Here is a 20,451-nt window from a genome sequence, read left to right on the forward strand (position 1 = left end):
GCCGGCCTGGCCTCGTCGGCCGAGGTCGACGAGCGCTACGTCCAGAAGCAACTCGGCCATTCCAGCGCGGAAATGACCCGTCGCTATCAGCGCCGGCGCGATCGCTTCCGGGTCAATCTCACCAAAGCGTCGGGACTATGACGGCAGCCCCTCCCCTACCGTGACTCGCTCAGATCTTGGAACCGTGTCTGGAGCGCTCCGCGATGCTGGAAAGATCGACTTTCTTGCCAGCAACATCCGCGACAATTTTCAACGTGCCGCCGAGGGATTCAACATAGTCGCGAAGCGTCGACAGTTTCATGTCAGCGCGCTTTTCCAGTCTCGAGACGTTGGTCTGCTTGAAGCCGGTCCCGGCAGAAACATCTTCCTGCGTCCGTCCAGCGAGGGCCCGCAATTCACGCAGATTGCGCGCCGTGACTAGCTCGTCGGCCCGCTTCTCAACGGCGCGCTGTTCATCCTCAGGCAGCGTCTGTATCAGCTTATCGAGATCATCCATGTCTCTTCTCCAACTCGCTCAAATGCTCGTCGTACCGTTTGTCTGCCAGATCGATCAGCCGCCTGTAGAAGAGCTTCTGACTCACACCGCTCTTCGCACCACCACATAGAACCACAGCCTTTCGCTCCGGATCGAAGGCAAAGGCGAACCGCCAATGCACCTTCAACACCTTGACGCGCAGCTCTTTCATGTTCGCGTGTCTGGAGCCTTCGAGTGTGTCGACCTCTGGTCGTCCCAGTCGAAAGCCCTTCTCGCGAAGCACCACCAAATGCGCGAGCAATTCGACCCGAACATCGGCCGGAAGGTCTATGATCTCCCTCCTGAAGCGGTCATGAAACTCGACCGTCCATTGCGTCATTTCATATCCTGAATGATATAGATACTTTGGGATCTATAGCCTACATCTCATCTTGAGGCAATAGCCGTGGTTTCCTGCGGCGGCACCAGCAACTGACCAGACGTGGTGGTCACGGCGCGCGCCTAGCAGCGGTCTCGAGCCGGCGATGTCATCGGCGCACGGTTGCGACCTGGCTATCTGACCGTGGCGTGCCTTTGCAGGATGCCAAGCAGCAAGCGCTGCATAAGTCGATGTCGCAAGTATCCATAGTGATGGCTTTTGGCGCAAAAAATCCCAGGAATCGGGCAAGTTCACAGCCACGTTGCCGGACAAAACCGCCTTCCGGAGCCTTTCTTGCAGTTTCCCTCGCCATAAGACGTCGTGGTGGCGCCAGGCCACGCCCGGCAGTTCACGATGTGATCGTGCTCCGGGGGATGTGTTGAGACCTGTTGGAAAGCCGGCAGCCTGAACCGTCTGCTCTGAGTCACTTCGCTCTTGGACAGGATGGCGCGGTCGGTCAGTTCCCCAAGCCAGCAAGAAGACGGAAGACAATGAATCTCTCCCGGCACCCGTGAGACTACCACCCGCGGCTGATCACAGCCTCACACCCGATACGCAGCAATCGCCGGTGGCAGGACCCGGACGGCTCGACTTGAGCCAGCAGCGCGCCCCCGGCGCCTGAATGCCGGGCCGGACGAATGTGTAGGCCACGCACATGTTGTCGGCGGAACAGGCATCGCGGCACAGCGCGGCATTATCGGATGTTTTGCTCTTTATAGAGAGAATGGCCCAAATCCTCGACTAGAACAGCAAAAGTCACGCCGAGGAGAGCGCTGGGCCGCCTGATGTTTCCATGCCTCAGGCGTCGACCCGGAACAGCGATCTCCCCCTGCCCTCTCCCGGAGGCGGACACTAGCCTGCCCCCGCCATCTGGAACAGCTCGCCGATCGCGCCCGCACTTTCGTCGAGGTTTGCCAGTTCCAGCAATAGCCGCCCCGCCTACGCGTCCGACTGGAAGCATTTCGCTGCCAGGTGCCGGCGCCAGAACTCCGGATCCGCAGGTCGTCGCCCTTTGCATCAAGGCCGGTGCCTGCGGATCCGCCGAGCGCGGCATGAAGGCGAATTCCGTGTCGACGATTGAACCGCGTCTTTCTGCGATCGGTTGGAATTGTGCTCAGCGCGGCGCGCCCCTCGAACGACCCGCACGTAGGTGGGCTCTATGCAGTTCGGCTTGGCCTCTGGCCTAGATAGGAGCACACGTCCGATTTTCCTTCGGACGACCGCGGGTCGACAAAACTTGGCGTAAACGTCGCGACCCATAGCGGCGGCCAGGAGGCGGTAGGCAGCGCCGCCCATCTTTGGGCTGCGGAGAATGAAAGCGTTCGACAGATCTGCCATCTCTTCAACGGTCCGGAAGCCACGCGCTTCCAATTCGGCCAGTAGCGTTGGGGCGAATTTCAGCTCCGTTAGTCGCATGGTGGCTCCTCCCTTGAGTCCATTCATCAGTACGACCGAGGACCCTAAGAAGGTGATGCAGGTGAATCTTGAATGATTTGATCGTAAGGGGGTCGACCAAGAGGCCTCGCCGACTTTCGATTTCGAGAATTGCGGATCGTATTTCATCAACGGACCGCGAGCCCTATAAGGTCTGAGAGCCCTCTCGCCCGCAGTCGAAATGATATTGCTAGGGATCCCCAAGCCTCTGCAAGAGAATAGACCTAGATACCCAGGGTTATCAAGAGCAAATCCTTTCTATAAATGATTGCCTTAGCTCGCTCTCCCGTCGATGCTTCGCAAATCTAGTGTCCCAACGAGGGTGAAGTCACACCACTGACACCAGAGCTCGAAATCGCCGGATCACAAGTGATCTTCGGGAACAAGGACCCCAATTGGGCCAGCAAGAACTCAAGAGATGTACTCCTTTAAACTCTCAACTAGACTAGATATAAGATGTCCATTAAGTTGCTCCAAGTTCCGGCTGCCGGCTCACTCGCTGGTGTTCAGCCAGAAGCCAGCGGGATGTCGATGCCAAATTTATTAGAAAGTGACGCCTTTCCCTTTGAGACCCGCGAGGGCGCCGAATTCGTAAGAGCCATGGAGTCAGTTTTTCCATCCGCCAGTGAAGCCCTGTCTTTCGCGGGACAGTTCAAGATTAGGACAGGCGACCTCCGAACGGGAACCGACATCAGACTTTTATGGCGACAACTGGTGCGAAGGTTGGCGCTGAAGGGCAAACTGAGGAACGCGGTGGAGATCACGTTAGCAACTACCGCCCGCTCGGACTCGCACGAATTTCTACGTAACGTACTCGGCGGACACGCATTAGTTTTGGACGCGCAGCCCGTCTCTTTTGGCGCCCCATCCGAATACGAATATGTAAGCGAGAAAGAAGCCTATCTTTTTTACGATGATCTAACGATAGGGATCCCGGAGATAGAAGGCCTCATTGCCACGCTGAGTTCACTCGCGCAACGTGCCAAGAGTGTTTGTCACATAACTGTCGAGCGGGGATTTCAAAAGCTCAACGGCACAGGGTTTAAAGTCGGTACAAACACGGTGCTGACAAATCATCATGTCCTCTTTCCCGACGGTCAGCGTGCTACGAAGGTCGTAGTCAAGTTTGGATTTGATCACGAGGCAGGTGAGCCCGGAGACAAAATCGGCGCCTTTACTGGGAATTTGAGCAGCGTTATCGGGGAAGAAAACTCAGATTGGGCGGCGATCGATCTTAATGAAGATTCTTCAAGTTGGCCGACAATAAATCTTGCCGATATTGCACGGGCAAAAATCAACGACAGGGCTTTCATCGTGCAGCACCCTAAGGGCAATCATAAGCGATTGGGATATGTTCGCAACAAGGTCAGCGAGATCCAAGGCATATTCGTAAGGTACCTCACTGACACCACACAGGGATCTTCTGGCGCTCCAGTTTTCGATGAAAGGGGCAGAATTATCGCCCTTCATCATGCTGGCGGGAGGCCGGTCGAAGTCGCGGGCAAACCTCCAATTGTCAAAAATGAGGGCATCTGCATCGCACATGTCTTGGATCGGCTCGCGCGACTTAAGCAGGGATCCATTGCTTCAAACAAGGGGCCCGCGGAATGATTGACCCAAAGATTGCGAAAGGATTTAAGCATCTTTACCTGCACAAGGACGAAGTTGACGTTAGACGTATACTTTTCAGCAACGCAACATTTTTGAAGAAGATTTCTGCAGATATTAGCGCGTTCAGAGCATATAAGAGATTTCATGGAATACTGCACGACTTGCAGTTAAGGACTTCCCAGCCTGGTTTTGAATTCCCCAATAACAGTGAGGGAGACGTCAAGAAATTTCTGTCAACTAATCTTTTTATCACGTTCACCGACATCGAGCATTGCTATCATCAGCTCCGGCGGGTCGTTGCGTCCGAAGACGAAGGAGTAGTTCGCGTTTATCCAGCAATACAAGCCAACTTAAAGAGAATCTCAGACTTTAGGGATAGCTTCGAAGCTGCCATTAAGAAGCGAGACAATGGTGCTGCGATGCGGTTTCTGAAACCGCTAAAACGGACGGTCCTGGAGACTCAAATCTCTCTCAACGCAGGCCTAATTGGCACTGCGTCTCTTTTGGAACTGGATAAGCTGGCTTTTGTTGCTCAACAGGTTGCGTTTGCGAAACCGGTCGCCGACCGGGAACCGTATCAAGATATCGAAAAAGGCCTTCAAGACGCGTTCAAATACCTCAAGAACCTTATTGCGCTGCACGAGGTCTGGCAAAGTATAGAAAACGAAATGATCCGCGTTGCTGACAGCATTGAGCTCTTGGTCCGAGCCGCAGAAAATCCGCAAAAAGGTGATCTTGCCGCGCGCGAACAGCTTGCCGATGAGTGGCCGGGCATTCGAAATCAGCTTTTGGACATTAGCAGAATTGATAAAACAGGTACTTGGGGAACTGGATTGGAGCTCGCCCTTTCAGACGCTGATGATGCGCTGGCTGTAGAGGTGCCTTCAAATGAAGAACTTCGGGCACAAGCGGCGACCGACGAAGAGTTCGAGCGAAAGATTTCACAGAGACCAGAGGAAGAAGCAAGAATTGCTAGAGCCGTCAAGCAGCGCTTTGAAACGTGTCAAAAGCTCGTGCGGAAGTTATTCTACGCTCATGATGAGACTATTATCCGATTGTGCGATGAGCTAGGCGATTTGCATCCTTTTATTTCTCATATTATACTACCCGGAGATTGAGATGGACGATAGAGATCTTGTGTCAGACGAAAGCGGACAGGGTGCTGTTCACACCCTGTCCGACTTATACGCAAAGCACAAAAATATACTACTCAAATACAGGATCGCCCGTCGTAAAAATCCGAGGCCCCGCAAAGACACCGAGAGCTTGTACGGAGAAATCGCCCTATTGCTTCGAGAAATTGTTGAGCAAGGCTCCTCGGTCAAGGAAGACGATGATCGTCGGCGGATGCAAAGTATCGCGGATTATTGGTCTGCAGAGTTGTGGCGATTTGAAGGCCACGAACCCGAGAAAGATCCATGGGTGTTGAGACCCTATCGGGGGCACAAACGCAAAAATAGGCCAGACAGTCCTGAGACCCCTTTTCGATTGGACAGCAGAAATACGTTAGTCAGACTTGCCGCGGCCTCTAGACTTTGGAAGCAGTTTGGAGAAGACCCAGGTTTTCTAATACTCGGCCGTAAGGCCATCCAAGACGTAGAACAGATGAAACCCGATGACAAACAGATCATCGACTTTGTTGAAGCGAGCAAATGGCACTGGTTTAAACGCAATACATCTTGGTCAACTTTAGCGATTTTTTTATTTTTGGTAGCTTTTTCGCTAGTTTATTTTTACACGAACTACATTCCTCAGGAGATTGATCGGAATCATCGGATTGTTCTCTCAGAGACAGCTAGCGGTGCGCAGAAGGCCAGTGCGTTAGCTCGTTTTGGATGTCTTATATCTTTTGTGCCTGACACTACACGGCTTTTTACCCGCGTCGAACTGAATTCAGCGAATGTATCGGACGTTTCATTAGTCGGCAAGAACTTTACCAAGTCAAACTTCTGTAGTTCTAAGTTTTTCAACACGATAATTAGCTACTCGGTATTTTCCGAGTCTGTCATGCGTTACGGAGTGATTGAGAAATCGAACTTCAGTTACAGTCAATTCCAGCGGATGATCTTCAGAAACACTATAATCCGGTCCAGCGACTTCTCGCGCACTGTTTTCGACAAGGCTATTTTCAGCGAGGTAAAGTTCCAGGATAATAACTTCTTTCAAACCTCTTTTTCAGGAGCGACATTTGACAATGCGACTCTCGAGAGCCTTAGTCTGAACGCTTGGTGGTTGGCGTCCGGATGGAGTGGTGGGGTGGTAGGACGTTTGGTTAGCATGTCCCCGGAAACTCCCCTAACAAGTGGAAACCTCAAAAGGATGGAATCATATAAGCGTGCTTTCATTGAACAAATTTGTACTCGACCATGGCCGCCTATGGCGGCACAGACGAGTGATGCCTCTGATGTAGAATTCGCTAGTTCATACAACGCCCTCGCATTCTTCTACGCTCAATGGGGTATTGAAGTCGGCGCCCCTCAGCTTTCGGAGGCGGAACGGGCCAAGTGTCCCGCACCGCTTAATTTGACAGCGGTCGAAGCGGCGCGAAAGGCGCAAAAGGCCATGTCACCCAACTATGACAATACACTTGCTTATGTTCTGCTTCAGGAATCGGATCTTACGGAGGATGATGTCCAGCACGAGGCTCTTTTGTCCGAATCCATTCGGCTGTTGAAGTCCGCTACCGAACAAAAACCGACACTTGATGAAACCGGACTATTGCGCGCCGTCGCAAAATATAAATATTTGAAGGTAGTAGGGCAGGGGCCCAAAGTTGCCGACGCTACGATGATAAAGAACCAATTGAGCCGCGTCAAAAAAGCTGTTTCAAATCCACGCTTTACATCTTTTGATCCGATTTACCACCTCACGAAACAGTTGAGAGATCAAGAGTTGTTCGCGGCAGTTATGGCGGGGCTTTCCGTACCTCCGCCAGGAAAAAAGGCCAACTCTGGTCAGCAGATTGAACCTGCGCTGCAGTCGGCGATCGCGGAACTTACGGCAGCAGAGTGCAACAAGGCGACCAATGCGGAAAGAGTCGCTATTTTTACAAAAGAATGCAACATAGTTGATGTTCTCCTTGAGCCAATTCGACAGTAATATACCATCTATGGGGTTCTATGTCACGCTCAATGTATCAATCGGTTCTAAAACCGCTTGTTCCGAATGTAACAGACTGCGGCACAGACCCGGTCGCGCTCTACCTATGGGGCGGGTCCACCAGGCCCGACTCATAATCCGGCTTTCACGCTTTCATATTGATCCGCCCGGAGCAGCGCCATCAGCATCGGCCCGAGCGAAAACTCGCCCTTCGCCGCCTTGCGCGTCAGGTCCCTGAGATAACCGCCCGGCGAATTGATGTGCCCGCCCCGCTCGAGGATGCAGGCAATCGCGGTGGCGGCATTTTCCGGCCCCATCGCCTCGCAGGCCTCCTGGTAGGCCGAAGGGCTGACCCCGAGCATCGACCGGACGGTCACCGCGGCCGCCATCATGTCGCGCCAGCTGCCGACCGTCCCGCCCGGGCCGTACATCCCGATTTCAGGGCAGGCCCGCAGCACCATGGCAAGCGGGAAATTCTTGATCGGGATAGGCTCCCGCTTCGGTCGATCCTTGTCCACCGGCTTTGCGCCCTGCTCTTTTTCAGAGCGAGGTTCAAATTCATTGATAGAGTCGGATTTTGAATTCTGTATGTGACGTCCGATTTGGTCGTCATTGGTGTCTGTTTTTTTGAGATTTTCCTGCGCTTCCAGCAGGTTGAGGATTTCTCCGCGCAGCAGCTCCATTTCATCGAGGATTTCGAGGGCCTGGTCGACCGTCGGGCTGCGTGGGACGCGGGCACAGAGGCCGATATAGATATCCTCAACCGCCATCCAGTCGCCGTCGGCACCTTCCTCCATCGCCGCCGAGATCAGCTTGCGGACATCGCGCCGGCAGATCGACAGCTCTTCCTTGACGCGCCGGAACCGCGCCCGCTCGTCCGCCACCTGCTGGGCCAGCATGGCGAGTTCCGCCGCACGGGCATGAAGCGGCGAGAGATCGAAGCCGAAGGCCATCTCGATCTCGCCGCCACGATCCTTCCGCGCATAGCGCTTGCCGTTCGGGCTGTCGCGGCGGATGATCAGGCCGGCATCGACAAGCGCTGCCAAATGACGCCGCAGCGTCGTCCCAGCAATGCCATGCGCGCGGATCGAGAGCTGCGCATTGGAGGGGAACACCACCATGGCCCGTTCGGAACTCAGCTCGGCAACGGGGTGAAAGCTCAACAGCGCATCGAGCACGGCGAGGGCCCGATCCTGGACGCCAAGAAGCGACCGCGCCTCGCAGGCATCGCGAAACACTTTCCACTTGTCGACCGAGCGGTCCTTGTCTGCCTCTGATGTCGCCACCTGGCGTTTCACCAAGGCAAGCGTCATCGGCCGCCGCCCAAAGGGCGTCGTCACACTTCCAATCTGCATCGTCTTCACCTTTCACAAGGCAAAAGCTGTCCGCTCACCGAAACGGTGCCCATACTTGACAATGATTCGTGGAGGTGCGATCTTTCGGATGCTTACTTCGAAGGAGGCTTCCACGACGGCAACGTTTGGGGGCCTTTTTCTTTTGCTCAGGTCTCTCCTTTTTCGAACTCTTCAATCAGCGCCGGCAAGCGGCTCTCGACGAACTTTGCGAACGCACGATCACGGGCAGTGGTCGCTACGATCTTGATGCTGGGTTGCTGAGGCCTGGACGAGGAGTGTGGTCTTACGGCTTCGAGCACCACGTGGAAGCGCCGGTCCGAGGACGAATTGCTGTCAGCTGACAACATTTTTCGCGCTTCTTCGAGTTGGTTTGGATGAAGATCCACCCACTTCGCTAGCTCCTGCCAGCGGGGCCTGCCAATTTTCGGAGCTCTGCCGATTGCCTCAATGAGGTCTACCGGAATGACTAGACCAACACCTCGGAGCTTCGCCAGTTCGGCACGATCCACCGACAGTGCTGCCTGTATGTCCCTCGACTTGACCCCTGCATCTTCCATGCGCTTCGCGAACAATGCTCGTTCAATCCAGCTCAAATCTTGCCTGGCGGCGTTCTCGATCCCTTGGGCGACGGCTAGATCCGCATCTGAAATTGTCATCGGGATCGCCTTAACTGGCGTGCCAAGCTCCTTTGCCGCTCGCAATCGGCGGTGGCCGTAGATCACCTGATAGCGGCCCGGTGCTGTTGGGTGAGGGCGAACCTGAATAGGAACCTTTTGCCCCTCCTCGGACATCGACTTCTTGAAATTCTCGAAGGGGAGGGGATCATCGTCCGGCAGCCTGTCGGGGAATGGCGATGGGTCGACCAGTTGTGGGTCAAGCTCCAGGATGCCTCCACCAGATTTAGCGAGCTCAGCCAATTCCTCCAGCGAGCCCATCATCGCCTTTGCGGCTCCGTGGGCGACATAGCTTCGATCCCGATCACGCTTGGGCTGGTCAGAGATGCCGGCAAATACATCCTTGCGTGCCATCAGCGCCCCCACGCCTTGTTGATCAGATCGAGTACCTCACCATTCACTGCATCCATTGACTCGCGAGCCCGGTCATATGTCGAAGCAGTGAACTGGGATCGCTCGACCTCATAAAGGGTCTGCTTCGTCAGGCCTGCGTCTGAGATAGCAGTCGACTTAACCATCTGGTGCTTTAGCATCTGCTCGGCGAACATCGTCTGCATAAACCCGACCATCTGCTGCTGTGGGACATCCATCGGTTCATAGCGGGTGACGAGGTATCTGAACCATTCCATCCGCAGCTGAACACCGACTTTTTCGATCGATCGCAGGATGCCACCAAGCATGGCGAGAAACTGGGACATCGACATCACGTCCATCATCTGCGGATGGACGGTGATGAGCGTAGCGGTAGCCGCGGCGAGAGCAGTTAGCGTCAGGTAGCCGAGCTGCGGCGGGCAGTCGATCACGACCACGTCGTAGGAGCTATCGACCTCATCGAGCGCGGTCCTGATTCTTGTGTAGAAGAATTTGCCTTCCTTGGAGTCCTGCCGCTGCATGGCGAGCGGGGTATCATATTCGTATTCTTGGAGCTCAAGGTTTGCTGGCACCAGATGTAAGTTCTCAAAATTCGTCCGCGCAATAACGGTCTTAATTGACTTTCTCTGTTCATCATAGCGAAGCGCCTCATAGAGGGAGGGCTTGTTGTCGAGCTCTGGTTGAATTCCATACATCGATGTGAGAGAGGCTTGGGGATCTAGATCTATCGCCAAAACCCGAAGTCCCTTAAGGGCTAGGTACTGGGCCAAATGGGCTGCTGTTGTCGTCTTGCCCGACCCCCCCTTGAAGTTAACTACCGCCATAACCTGGAGAGGTTCATGCAGCTTCCTGTGAGGAACACGGTTGATAACCTCACGGATGCCATTCATCTTCTCAAGGGTGTAAAAACGCCGGCCCGCCGCGGTTACGGTAGATGGCGCAATGGCTTTCTCACCAAGATGGAGTTTCTTCAGGTAGCTGGCTGACACGTCTAGAAAATCTGCAACTTCGCCGAGAGTGAACTCGCGAAGCGTCTTTTGGGCATTCGGAGGAAAACGCTGCATCCGGAGAAGATCGAGCTTATCCGAAATATCATCGCTGTGCTCGAGAATCTTCCCAGCGAAATCTAGATGTGGGTGGGCGGTAACGTTCATGAAGCGGCTCAGACCCAGTAACGATTTAGGGGCCAAATCGCCCTTGAAACGTCACTATCACCCGATTCCGCGTTTCCGGCAAACGATTTTTGGTTAACGCAGAATAACTTTCGCCGAACCGCGCATCTCGCGAAGCGGCGCCTGCAGCGGCTGCAGCGGCTGCCTCCCTGTAATCAAGGACGAACCTGCTAAATCCGCTTTACACCGCTTCCGAAGTTAGCGACGGCGCCGGGAAGGGGAGACCTTCCTAGAAAAAAGTCTACCTCATAATTGAATAATCAAACTTGCTGAATCGATTGCCGGTGACGGATTCAGGATTATCGTTTCATCCATGAGGATAGGCGTGGAAGCGTCACGTCAACTGACGGTACTCCCTGAACCCCCCTATCTGGAATGCCACGACCCGGGCAAGACATGGCGCGGTTCTATTCCTTGTCACTGGAGGTCGACCTCTCTGGTTCGACAATATTGAGAAGGCAATGAGGCTGTAGGGCAGGGGAGGGCGGTCGCCTTCCCCACCGAGGAGCACGCGTTCGATGGGCTTGTCGCGTTCATCAAATGAAACGTAGGCACGGCTACGCAATTTGCGCAAATTGTGCGGAGCGTTAATTGGGCAGCGAATGGCTTCTTTGCCTCAGTATCCGGACGAAGCTGACTTCGCATCATACCGTGATCGCCACGGCACCCACTAACATCATGCGAGAGTCAGATATTTTCCGGCGCATAAACGCTTATTTTTGAGATGGATTTCAAATCGAGCGCGACGTCCAATATCAGAATTTATTAACGAAGTAATATTCAACGATTTTTGCTCAAAATTGTTAGGTATTTTTGAGAATATCGCATAGAGAAAATCAACTCCGCATTATATTCATAAACGGCCTTCTTCTCACTAGCGTAATTTGACTTTCAAGAAATCGCATATATACTTTAGGTTCTTTGCCACAACAATCGGCCACGGGTGAAGACTCCATTGGCATTTCGTTCGACGGGGATCCAGCGTGCGCCCGAAAGGCTGAAATGGTGGAGCCTTACTAATGCAGGGAGGGCTACCATACGGTCGAGCGCAAGTTGCGGGATTGACGCCAATGGAATTTGAGCCAGATGGCAAAGCAGCCGCTGAGATCAAAGAACTCTACGCCTTTACACGCTTACAGCTCTACGGGGAGACCAAACATGGCAAGAGTGCTTAATGCGGCTGCACCAACTCTCGACATTTCGGCTCGGCCCCCGAAGCCGCTCTCATCCCCGCCGATCTAGTCCTCATCCCTACAAAGGCCGATGCCATCGACCTTAGAGCCATGGCTCAGACAACCAATCTGAGCCAGATGATGGGAAAGAAGACAGTTGTCGTCCTCACGCTTTGTCCTCCTGTTGGCGCCGAGATCGGCCAGGCCCGGGAGTTGATCACGGAAAAGCTCAAGGCTGACGTAGCCCCTGCGGAGATCCGCCTGCGCAAGGCCTATCCGAGAGCTTTCCAGGACGGTCTCGCAGTGCAGAAATATGAGGCGTCAGGCAAAGCGGCTGAAGAAGTCGCTAAGCTCTACGACAATGTCGCGTCAGCTCTATTTGGGAAGAAGAGCCATGTCAAAAAAGCAGCTAAGTCTCGCAGCGTTGGACGGCGTAGTGCCGGAGGAACCAACCAAGGACAAGTCGAAGGCGAAGAGGCAATACGCCATGGCTGACAATCCTGAGACGACGATGGTTGGTGCCAACCTACCAACTCGCTACGCAAGGAACATTGCCATGCTTCACGCCGAAACCGGCAAGAGCAAGAAGGACATCCTGCAGGAAGCGCTAGATCTTTATTTCATCTATAAAGGAGGAGCTTCGCTCGCACAGACCCCACGATAAACACGGCCAGGTACTTCTCGATGTGGCTTGAAGTTGATCTCTTTGGTTCATTCTCCCACAGCAATGGGTTGTATTTGCAAGCTAGGGCAGGGGAGGGCGGTCGTCTACGACACCTTGGATCTGTTATGGTCCTATCCGTAAAGACGATGCGAAAAATCGCCTGCCGACTGACAATCGAGTTGCCATTCAACGGGCACCCCCATGCCCTGCCGCAAATCGAATGTATCGGTGCTTGCGCTTATGACCGCTTGAAGAACGCGCAGGTGTATGGTTTGGCCGCACAGGTTTGTCAATTTGCGGCTGTCGCAATTTTTGCAGCAGGCAACCAATTCACGTCCTAATCCTTTGGCTAACCGGAGTGTTTTTTTGGGGGTTGTATAGGAGATTATCTGGAGATTACCTCCAGCTTCCCTGGTAGGTAAACTCCAGTTAAATCTTAGTTGATTCATATTAATAGAACGACATAACGTCGTATGGAATGGGCGACGTATTGTCGTGTGGTTCGCAGAGCATGGGACATCAGAGATAATGGAAAACATGGTCAATAAATGGGGTCAAGCCGTAGCCCAAAGGGGTTTTACACAGATCCCAAACGATCTCCTGCGGCTGAACAACTTCTTAAACAAGGAGCACCGGCTGACCCCGGTGGAACTGCTAGTGGTGCTCCAGCTCGTGGGGTACTGGTGGCAAAAGGAGAAGATGCCCTTTCTAGGTATGGCAAAATTGGCAGAACATCTAGGCGTTTCGGAGCGTCAGGTGCAGCGGGCAATTGCTCGTCTCTCCAAAGACGGATTGATCGTAAAGACGAACCGAAGGACGCAAGGCGTTATTTCGTCCAACACTTACGACCTCGCACCTTTGGTCGAGTTGGTCGACTCGATCGCCAAGGCCCACGAAAATGCACGCCCAGGTGAGATCAAGCGGGGTAAGCTCAAGGCTTCGGCAACTTCAGGAGACTTACCTAAGCTGGATGCTGACGATATTCCGAGAAACGGAATTGCACCGAGCAAGGTAATGGAAACGGCCGGGTCTACTGGAAATGAGTGGGACCAGGTGAACCAGACGAGCTTGAACAAGGGTGGCGGTATGTCATGGTTCAAGCCTTATAACCTTTAGGCTCCCTATTGCCTTTTTTGGGTGTTGACGATGATCGACCCTTTAGAAAGTCGAGACCGAGTTAAAACTTGCTCCAACTAAGTAGCGCTTTTTTCACGGCGATTTGACACGGGCAGCTCCGCGGTGACTATCGCAAAAAGGAAAAAGGGGAGATGCTCGACCTTCGAAAAGGTAGGACTGAGCACCTCCCAAACCAGTTTGTGGCGGAGTTCTTCGAAACTGATTATCGAGATGATTTGATAATCCTCTCTGGACGCTGAGAGCCTTGGATGTGGCCCAGGCTTTAGGATGGCTTTAGACGATGTTGGAGCGATCGAAATCGTAGGTCAGGGAAACTTCGCATCGCTCTGCAGACGAGCTCCAGTAGCGACGAGCAGGGTCTCCTGTAGCCGTCCTGAATCCGGCGCTGCATACCCATTGTGCTCATCGCACACAGGACCAGGCGTTAGGCTAGCTGATGAAATAGCCCACTAATCCGCTGGCTGATCGGTGCCCGTTCGACTTAACGCCTACACCTACAAGGCCCGTGAGGGCCTGATCCACAGAGATGGGTGGGGGGTAGGAGCCAGTGTGAAAAGCTTACCCCGGGGGGGTGGCTTTGATCCCCGGGTGTGACCCGGGTGTGAACATAGGCCCAAGACGTATATACAGGAAAATCTGGAAGGCGATTATGTAGATAATCCCCGCGTATATTATCTCGGTGATTAACTTTCATAATGTAAATGAGGTTTTTCTGAAAATCAGCTCGAGAAAATATATATAGATTTTCACATTACTGCGAAAACCATTTACTTTATAACGGAGCCATGGGCTGAATTGCTTCCGCCTGAACCAGGGGAAAGAACGCTCCGCCCTTCCTGAACCAGAATGCGAAGGCTGACCCCCGCTTGGAAACCAGGAAAGTGGACAACTGCCGAACATGCCTGAGGAACGTAGCGACAAGGAGGGCGTACCCCAACGTCAGTCGCTTATAGCGACGAGGGTTTATGCGAGAGCGAAGGCACTCTTCCTATATGGAAGGATTATCAAGATAATATATTTGAGATAATATTATTGTTATTATCAAGGAGTTAATCCTAGATAATATTATTAGGATAATGATAACAATAATCGACGGAGCCTGATGACGAACCAAGGAAGGCCTCTTGGTCGAATTGGCTCTGCAGCATGAGGGACTGCTGAAGGCGAACGACCAGATGGCGATGCTAATGACCTGTTCAGCCGAGCCTGGAGAAGGGTGGTCCGAACGTGCGGCCGATCTTTCGGAAAGGTCTCGGTATCGGCCCGCATGTAGATCGCGGATCTTGACTCACCAACACGCAGGCATCTCGCTGGTGTCTTCGTTCCTTGCATGTGCGCTACCTTGCCGGACAACGATCCCGCATTATTGAAGATAATCTCAGAGATAATGGAGATAATATTTTCTTACCATTATTCTCCGTCGAGAGCCGTGCTGGCTTGTCCTTCCCAACGGCATCCCCTGCTTTCGCTCCTCCCCAATGCTCGGCGTCGTGATGCTTCTGGTTCGGCCGAGCGCTTCGCTTCCGAACCATGGAGAAACCAGAACACGGAACTCACATGGCGTACGCCGCCTGCGACGGCAATGGAGGCGAGGATCAGCTTCCTAAGTGATCCTTCGTTTCGGCTTTCCGTAGCCGTGTCCTACCTTCTGCCGGCGAGGTCCGCCTTTGGGTGAGATAGTGAGCGTAGCGACTTCGACCCAGGGGGGTGTGATGGGAGAATCTGAATCGCCGTTCATCGGACAAGGCTCGATCATAAGCCCGTAACGGTTTGGTGGCAGTATTCTTTTAGCCCCCTAACCTTTTTCCATGACCCCCCTTTACAAAGGCAATTTTTGAAAGTAGGGATGCACATCCCTATCACGCAGCCACCCCTGCCTACACCTTTCTAGCTCGCTATATATATTATATATAGAAGAAGAAGGGAGGATAGAGGTATGGTAAAATACCAAGGTATTTCACCCAGAGATCGAGGGAGGAAATCTCCTCATTATGAAGATAATAATCTAATGATTATTAGGATCACATTATATAATTAATGTTAGTCCATTTAACTTGGTTCATTATCGAGATAATATTATGAAGTTAATGTGAAACCCATTATCTAATTTCATTTTCTATATAATATTATCTTCATTGTCTTTTACCGGACTATCACTTCGCCCCTATAGATCACTCAGCTTCAGCATTGCTGTCGCCGGCTACGCCGTCTCGGCATGCTGCCGCTTCGCGATCACGGGGCTTGTTCAGCCTCCTGGTTCAAGGCCGGAGGCATTCTTCCCCATGTTCCAAGAGAGAAGCGTTCGTTCCCCTGGTTCAGCGTAGCAAGGGCCTTGCCCTGGCTTATTATTAAGATAATCAATATCACATCGTTGCGATAATCCCGTTATATAATCCTTTGGACTATATATTTCAAAATGGCTTCAGATAATGAGTTTCGATTTATTGACATAATATTATGGAGAAAATGCCCGTTTATTTCCTCTATATCATCATCTTTATTATGTCTGCGGCCGCATACTTCACCCCGATATCCTCACTCCGCTTTCGCATAGCGTAGAGAGCTGCGCCCTCTACGCTATGCTACGATGCGTGAGCAACGGGGCTGAACTAGCTTTCCTAGGAGGTGGTGGAGTTTACCTCCTTGGTTCAAGCGCGAGCAGTTCAGTTCACTGGTTCGGCGCAGCACAGTGCTGCTCGTCACGATTGGACGATCGTCTCGGCGAAAGATCGGGTGTGTGCGTTAATAACTCCGCTCACCGTTGTAACGCGTCTGGCGTCGGTGAGGAACTGCAGTCCCCTGCCATTACCAAACCCGCTGTCGCATTAACTGCGTCGGCTGCGCCGCCTCGCATGCGACAGCGGGTTTGGTAACGGAGCTCATCCATCTTCCTGCTTCGGCCGACAGAATTCTTTTTTCTGGTTCGAGGCGAAGGGGCTCCTTTCCCTGGTTCGGCGGAGCAACGGGATCCTCTCTGTAGACCCAGACGCTGCACGCAATCAAATCCATCCAATCGACTTGGGGTTCATTCCTCGTCTCCGGAAAACGGTCTTTCGTACCAATGTGCTGATCGATGTTCCCTTCTCTGGTTCGCCATTGGCTGCTCCGCATCCTCGGCTCACCAGGAGAGGGTCTCAGTCTTTTTCTTGGTTTGAGCCAAACGGCTTTATCCTGGCTCAGTGATGCAGAAGGGAGAATTGGTATCATCGCTGGTTCACCGTCGGGCGCACTCGCATTGCCTCACGATCTACACTTGCTGTGTAGGCTACGGCTCCTTGCAACTGCGACCGTTTGGATGCCTTGCGCCCTCGGCTCACTGGGATGACAAGTGTTCGTCCTGGTTCGGCGGCAGCACGTTGTTCCAAGGTCGATCATCGCGACAGCTTCGATTGTCATTACCGGCTCGACATCGGCTGATTCCGCATTACCTCATGCGCTACCGCCGCCTACTTCTCGCTTTCCCATGCTTCGCATCCCCGGCTCACCAGCAAACGGACCCCTGAAAGCATCTTCTCTCCTGGTTCTGTTGCGAAAATGGCTGTGTTTCTACCATCTATGGGGCCTATGGAACCTTCGCATCTTGAACGAATGTGCGTCCGTCGTCGGCTGCGCCCTCGGACAGCTGCGATGGTGCGGACGCATCATATCCTCAGCTCACTGGGAGGTCTCGGTGTTCTTCCTGGTTCGGCGGTAGCGGAATTCTCATGGAGGCTAATGAAAATTCCGGCTCTTCACCTTCAGCGTATCGATATGCAGGTCGGGAATGTAGATGTCCCGCGGCTTCACTCCCATCGGTGCCCGATCCCTCGAATCCGGGCTCCCGCCGAGCCATGCGCAAACTCGTCGCCACGACCATGCGGTGTCGTAAACCCACCTTCCCTCGCCGAGGATTCACAACTGGCAGAGGGCCGTAGTGCGACGTTCGTAGGGGCAAATCTTCGCCCTATCTATACCGAGAGCTGGATATGCTCTAGGCCGAGACCGGCCTTCATAGCAAGGCGCTCATAATGGAAGCGATTGATATGTACATTGCCGCGGCAAAATAGTTCAGCGACGAATGGCAGGAAAGCAAAACTCAGTAGAGGTGGGCTTAAGTAGGCGAGGATTGCGATGAGCCGCCACACCCCATTTGTGGTTTCAGGACAATTTCCGATATGAGAAATATTCTGCGACCTATACTTGCAATATTCGCACTATATGCAATTGTGGTCCACCGTGTTCAGTCGGCTGTAAGCAGACGGGGACATGCCGGACAAGGGCGCTAATTGTGATTGTTGGATAAACTTCAAATTTCTGCAACAAGGCTGTTGACACTTGTCAGCACTGCGACTTCGCGATCTATAGAGGCCAGACGATGAGGCTCAAGCACCCTATTCTGGGCGTTTTCCTGCAGGCTATGCAGGACAGCTTCAACAAGGAATCCCTGGCACCACTGCTTCTGATGAGGCTTGGAATCTCCTATACTGAGTTCACCAACGTGAACCTGAGATGGGTGTCGCAGGTAATCGAGGTGCACGAATACTTCGACTTCCTAAATGAAACGGAAAGGCTTGTCGCCGTGCTTCGCGATGCGCGGCCCAGCGTGCCCGAATTCTCTTTGGCCGCAGACAGTCTCGGCTTCACCACTGTGGCCACGGCGGACCTGGAAGTTCTCATCCGCAACGCCGTATCTCCGTATCAAGACGTCGATCAGTTCAGGGCACGTCTGGCTGCTATTGAAGCCGCGACATGTCAGATCGAGACGGGCGCCGCGATAGGAACCGGCACGTTGATCGCGCCGGACCTAGTCATCACAAACCGTCATGTGGTCGCGAGCCAGATTGACGCCGGCGGCAAGCTGTCCACTTCGGCAATCTGCCGCTTCGATTTCAAAACCAACGGCACCGGCTATACCACGCCGGCGATCAACGTCGCCGCAATAAGGCTGCTCGCTTCCAGCCCGCATGCATTGCAAGATATTGTTGTTGGTGCAATGGCAAGCGATCCAGGCGCCCTTGACTATGCGATCCTGCAACTCGATCGCCCATTCGCCGAGGAGCCCGTGGCGCCTGGGGGCGAGCGGCGAGGTCATGTAGATGTTTCCGCCACCCCGCAGGCGACGCCCAATGCGGGTGTTCTCATTCTCCAGCATCCAGGTGGCAAACCGATGAAGGTCGACCTAGGATCCATATTGGATGTCGGAGTGACCCGATTCCGCCATAGCGTCAACACCGAGCCAGGATCATCCGGGGCTCCCGTTTTCGATGCTGCCTTGAAGCTAGTGGGAATCCATCATGCTGGCCACAATGGTGGACCTGGCCCTGGTCTGACCTATAATCAGGGTATTCCTATGGGGGCCATCATGGTCGACGCCCGCCTGAAAGGGGTGGTGATCTGATATGCCATTGTACCCGACCGAGCGTGACGCATTGGTTACCGTTATATGCCGCTTTCAGCAAAAGGATTTCAGCGATTTTCTGATCCTCAACGACGGCCCGTCGCTCCAGGAGTTTTCGGCGATCACGTTACCTATCATGTCGATCGCGGCAGACTTTATCGGCTGGACAAAGCGTGACGGAAAGGGCCTGCCACAGTTGCTTCAGAAACTGGCCTCAAAAATTGGCAATAGCGATGAAAGGCCTGTAATCGAGGCAACAGCACGCCGGCTGCTAGAAATCGAGGCGAGAGTAATCGCGGCCGGCCGACCAACCGACACGCGACTAGCCTGCGGCATGCCCATTATCAATCGCAGCGCATTGCGACAACATCTACAGGATGCCGTCGAGGACGCCAGCAGACGATGGACACAGGTGAAAGCGGTCAAAGTGCACGGCGAACGCGGTTACGGTAGAACCTATTCATGGTATTTGATCAAGCATGTTGCGGATTCCGGAGTGGCGAAAGCGCACAAGGTCGATCTGATCAGCGCGACGCTGTCTAATCAAACCCTGTCGGTGCTCTTTGACACGCTCGTCAGAGCATTAGGCATTATAGACGCCCAGCATCCCACCTCCGATGGTGTGACTTCGGACACTTTGGCTGCCCGTTATGCCGAGGAATTCGCCGGCTGCCTAAGCCGAGCGTCCCGGACCTGGGATGTTCCCTTGTGGTTGGTTTTTGACAGCCTCGACCGCGAATTGAAGCCAGAAGTAAAGCGTTTCGTGGCACTGCTAACGCAGGCGCGCCTTGAGGAGGAGTTTGATCGGTGCGTGATATTTCTGCTCGGTCCTGATGCGGTTGCCGAACCCGTGGATTTCGGCCGCATTGGACTCAGTGAACCGCTCGGGCCGTTTACGGATCAAGAGATAGAAGAGGCTGCCCAGGGCCTGAACGCGTTAGGCGCGGCACCGCTAACCCCCTCCGATCTCGAACGACGCATAATGATGATACGCACGCTTAGCCGGAAGCATAGCGGCAGCGAACGGTGCAAGGCGGTATGCGCCAAACTTGTCGAACTACGGGTTGAGGTACGAGCATGACCGGCCTCGACCTAACCTTCTTCGACAAAAGAAGCTCCACGCGAGAGATTTGGGCTGCGGCCGCCGTTCGCGAACGCTTTAGGACAGGCGATTTACTTGCCCAGTGGTTAGAAGGTCATGGCGATGCCGACGCCTCCTTGCAGGCCGAGGCAATGAACACATCGATGGCTATCCAAGATGTCGCCAAACCCGCATTAGGAAGTGATGGCCGGGACGCTCTCAGACTTCCAACCGATGTGCGCATGAAGGTGCTGAAGGACCTCGGCGTTAAGGCCGCAAGACAGGGTTCGGTGCGGTTTCGCCAAAGGAACTCACACAGGTAGAGCGGTTTCTGGGAGCACTTCTTGCTGGAGATTCACCAGCTACTGACATGAATGACCGCGATCTCTTAAATGCCCTACGGGTCGCCA

The 20,451-nt window shown here is 53.6% G+C and carries 15 protein-coding genes and 1 pseudogene; 10 read left to right on the plus strand and 6 right to left on the minus strand.

The features are described 5' to 3' along the window. Positions 1–141 (plus strand): annotated as a pseudogene (locus tag AC2YI2_RS32325) (integrase); the annotation flags it as partial. A gap of 28 nt (positions 142–169) precedes the next feature. On the opposite strand, the gene AC2YI2_RS32330 reads toward AC2YI2_RS32325, so the two are convergent. The 3 genes from AC2YI2_RS32330 to AC2YI2_RS32340 form a co-directional block, all read right to left on the minus strand. Next, on the minus strand, positions 170–496 hold the full coding sequence (locus tag AC2YI2_RS32330) for a helix-turn-helix domain-containing protein (protein ID WP_487390645.1): 327 nt from the start codon (positions 494–496) through the stop codon (positions 170–172). Further along, complete coding sequence (locus tag AC2YI2_RS32335; RefSeq protein ID WP_487390646.1) at positions 489–854, minus strand: type II toxin-antitoxin system RelE/ParE family toxin; 366 nt, start codon at positions 852–854, stop codon at positions 489–491. The genes AC2YI2_RS32330 and AC2YI2_RS32335 overlap by 8 nt, the downstream gene beginning before the upstream one ends. A 573-nt stretch (positions 855–1,427) precedes the next feature. Beyond that, entirely contained in the window at positions 1,428–1,628 is a 201-nt protein-coding gene (locus AC2YI2_RS32340) for a PAN domain-containing protein (RefSeq protein WP_487390701.1), read from the minus strand. Between the two features lie 1,155 nt (positions 1,629–2,783). On the opposite strand from AC2YI2_RS32340, the gene AC2YI2_RS32345 reads away from it, so the two are divergent. The 3 genes from AC2YI2_RS32345 to AC2YI2_RS32355 are packed head-to-tail and all read left to right on the plus strand — an operon-like array spanning position 2,784 to position 7,037. After that, complete coding sequence (locus AC2YI2_RS32345) at positions 2,784–3,938, plus strand: trypsin-like serine peptidase (RefSeq protein ID WP_487390647.1); 1,155 nt, start codon at positions 2,784–2,786, stop codon at positions 3,936–3,938. Then, positions 3,935–5,056, plus strand: coding sequence for a hypothetical protein (locus tag AC2YI2_RS32350; RefSeq protein ID WP_487390648.1), 1,122 nt, complete (start codon positions 3,935–3,937; stop codon positions 5,054–5,056). Before AC2YI2_RS32345 ends, AC2YI2_RS32350 begins: the two co-directional genes overlap by 4 nt. 1 nt (position 5,057) lies before the next feature. Beyond that, positions 5,058–7,037, plus strand: a complete 1,980-nt coding sequence (locus AC2YI2_RS32355; protein ID WP_487390649.1) for a pentapeptide repeat-containing protein — start codon at positions 5,058–5,060, stop codon at positions 7,035–7,037. 131 nt (positions 7,038–7,168) lie between these two features. Here the strand turns inward: AC2YI2_RS32355 and repC are convergent, their stop codons facing one another. From repC to repA, 3 genes are all read right to left on the minus strand, one after another. Then, the gene (gene repC, locus AC2YI2_RS32360) at positions 7,169–8,392 is read right to left on the minus strand and encodes a plasmid replication protein RepC (protein WP_487390650.1); all 1,224 of its coding nucleotides are present in this window, start codon (positions 8,390–8,392) and stop codon (positions 7,169–7,171) included. A 146-nt stretch (positions 8,393–8,538) separates the two neighbouring features. After that, the gene (gene repB, locus AC2YI2_RS32365; protein WP_487390651.1) at positions 8,539–9,420 is read right to left on the minus strand and encodes a plasmid partitioning protein RepB; all 882 of its coding nucleotides are present in this window, start codon (positions 9,418–9,420) and stop codon (positions 8,539–8,541) included. Next, positions 9,420–10,592, minus strand: coding sequence for a plasmid partitioning protein RepA (gene repA, locus AC2YI2_RS32370; RefSeq protein ID WP_487390652.1), 1,173 nt, complete (start codon positions 10,590–10,592; stop codon positions 9,420–9,422). Before repA ends, repB begins: the two co-directional genes overlap by 1 nt. A gap of 1,301 nt (positions 10,593–11,893) precedes the next feature. Between repA and AC2YI2_RS32375 the strand changes: the two genes are divergently transcribed. The 6 genes from AC2YI2_RS32375 to AC2YI2_RS32400 all read left to right on the plus strand — a co-directional run bounded on the left by AC2YI2_RS32375 (position 11,894) and on the right by AC2YI2_RS32400 (position 20,364). Beyond that, positions 11,894–12,277, plus strand: coding sequence for a hypothetical protein (locus tag AC2YI2_RS32375; RefSeq protein WP_487390653.1), 384 nt, complete (start codon positions 11,894–11,896; stop codon positions 12,275–12,277). Beyond that, positions 12,270–12,446 (plus strand): ribbon-helix-helix domain-containing protein, encoded by a 177-nt coding sequence (locus AC2YI2_RS32380; RefSeq protein WP_487390654.1) that lies wholly within the window; start codon positions 12,270–12,272, stop codon positions 12,444–12,446. Before AC2YI2_RS32375 ends, AC2YI2_RS32380 begins: the two co-directional genes overlap by 8 nt. Positions 12,447–12,974: 528 nt before the next feature. Beyond that, entirely contained in the window at positions 12,975–13,562 is a 588-nt protein-coding gene (locus AC2YI2_RS32385; protein ID WP_487390655.1) for a helix-turn-helix domain-containing protein, read from the plus strand. Between the two features lie 4,375 nt (positions 13,563–17,937). Then, on the plus strand, positions 17,938–18,960 hold the full coding sequence (locus AC2YI2_RS32390; RefSeq protein ID WP_487390656.1) for a trypsin-like serine peptidase: 1,023 nt from the start codon (positions 17,938–17,940) through the stop codon (positions 18,958–18,960). Positions 18,961–18,967: 7 nt separating this feature from the next. Further along, the gene (locus AC2YI2_RS32395; RefSeq protein WP_487390657.1) at positions 18,968–20,041 is read left to right on the plus strand and encodes a hypothetical protein; all 1,074 of its coding nucleotides are present in this window, start codon (positions 18,968–18,970) and stop codon (positions 20,039–20,041) included. Then, complete coding sequence (locus tag AC2YI2_RS32400; protein WP_487390658.1) at positions 20,038–20,364, plus strand: hypothetical protein; 327 nt, start codon at positions 20,038–20,040, stop codon at positions 20,362–20,364. Before AC2YI2_RS32395 ends, AC2YI2_RS32400 begins: the two co-directional genes overlap by 4 nt. Positions 20,365–20,451 lie beyond the last annotated feature (87 nt).

This window comes from Rhizobium sp. SRI_017, from assembly GCF_057586295.1.

Excerpts from the sequence above, each read along its gene's own strand:
- AC2YI2_RS32330 (WP_487390645.1), bottom strand. The coding sequence starts at position 496 with ATGGATGATCTCGATAAGCTGATACAGACGCTGCCTGAGGATGAACAG.
- AC2YI2_RS32335 (WP_487390646.1), bottom strand. The coding sequence starts at position 854 with ATGACGCAATGGACGGTCGAGTTTCATGACCGCTTCAGGAGGGAGATC.
- AC2YI2_RS32345 (WP_487390647.1), top strand. The coding sequence starts at position 2,784 with ATGTCCATTAAGTTGCTCCAAGTTCCGGCTGCCGGCTCACTCGCTGGT.
- AC2YI2_RS32350 (WP_487390648.1), top strand. The coding sequence starts at position 3,935 with ATGATTGACCCAAAGATTGCGAAAGGATTTAAGCATCTTTACCTGCAC.
- AC2YI2_RS32355 (WP_487390649.1), top strand. The coding sequence starts at position 5,058 with ATGGACGATAGAGATCTTGTGTCAGACGAAAGCGGACAGGGTGCTGTT.
- repC (WP_487390650.1), bottom strand. The coding sequence starts at position 8,392 with ATGCAGATTGGAAGTGTGACGACGCCCTTTGGGCGGCGGCCGATGACG.
- repB (WP_487390651.1), bottom strand. The coding sequence starts at position 9,420 with ATGGCACGCAAGGATGTATTTGCCGGCATCTCTGACCAGCCCAAGCGT.
- repA (WP_487390652.1), bottom strand. The coding sequence starts at position 10,592 with ATGAACGTTACCGCCCACCCACATCTAGATTTCGCTGGGAAGATTCTC.
- AC2YI2_RS32375 (WP_487390653.1), top strand. The coding sequence starts at position 11,894 with ATGGCTCAGACAACCAATCTGAGCCAGATGATGGGAAAGAAGACAGTT.
- AC2YI2_RS32380 (WP_487390654.1), top strand. The coding sequence starts at position 12,270 with ATGGCTGACAATCCTGAGACGACGATGGTTGGTGCCAACCTACCAACT.
- AC2YI2_RS32385 (WP_487390655.1), top strand. The coding sequence starts at position 12,975 with ATGGAAAACATGGTCAATAAATGGGGTCAAGCCGTAGCCCAAAGGGGT.
- AC2YI2_RS32390 (WP_487390656.1), top strand. The coding sequence starts at position 17,938 with ATGAGGCTCAAGCACCCTATTCTGGGCGTTTTCCTGCAGGCTATGCAG.
- AC2YI2_RS32400 (WP_487390658.1), top strand. The coding sequence starts at position 20,038 with ATGACCGGCCTCGACCTAACCTTCTTCGACAAAAGAAGCTCCACGCGA.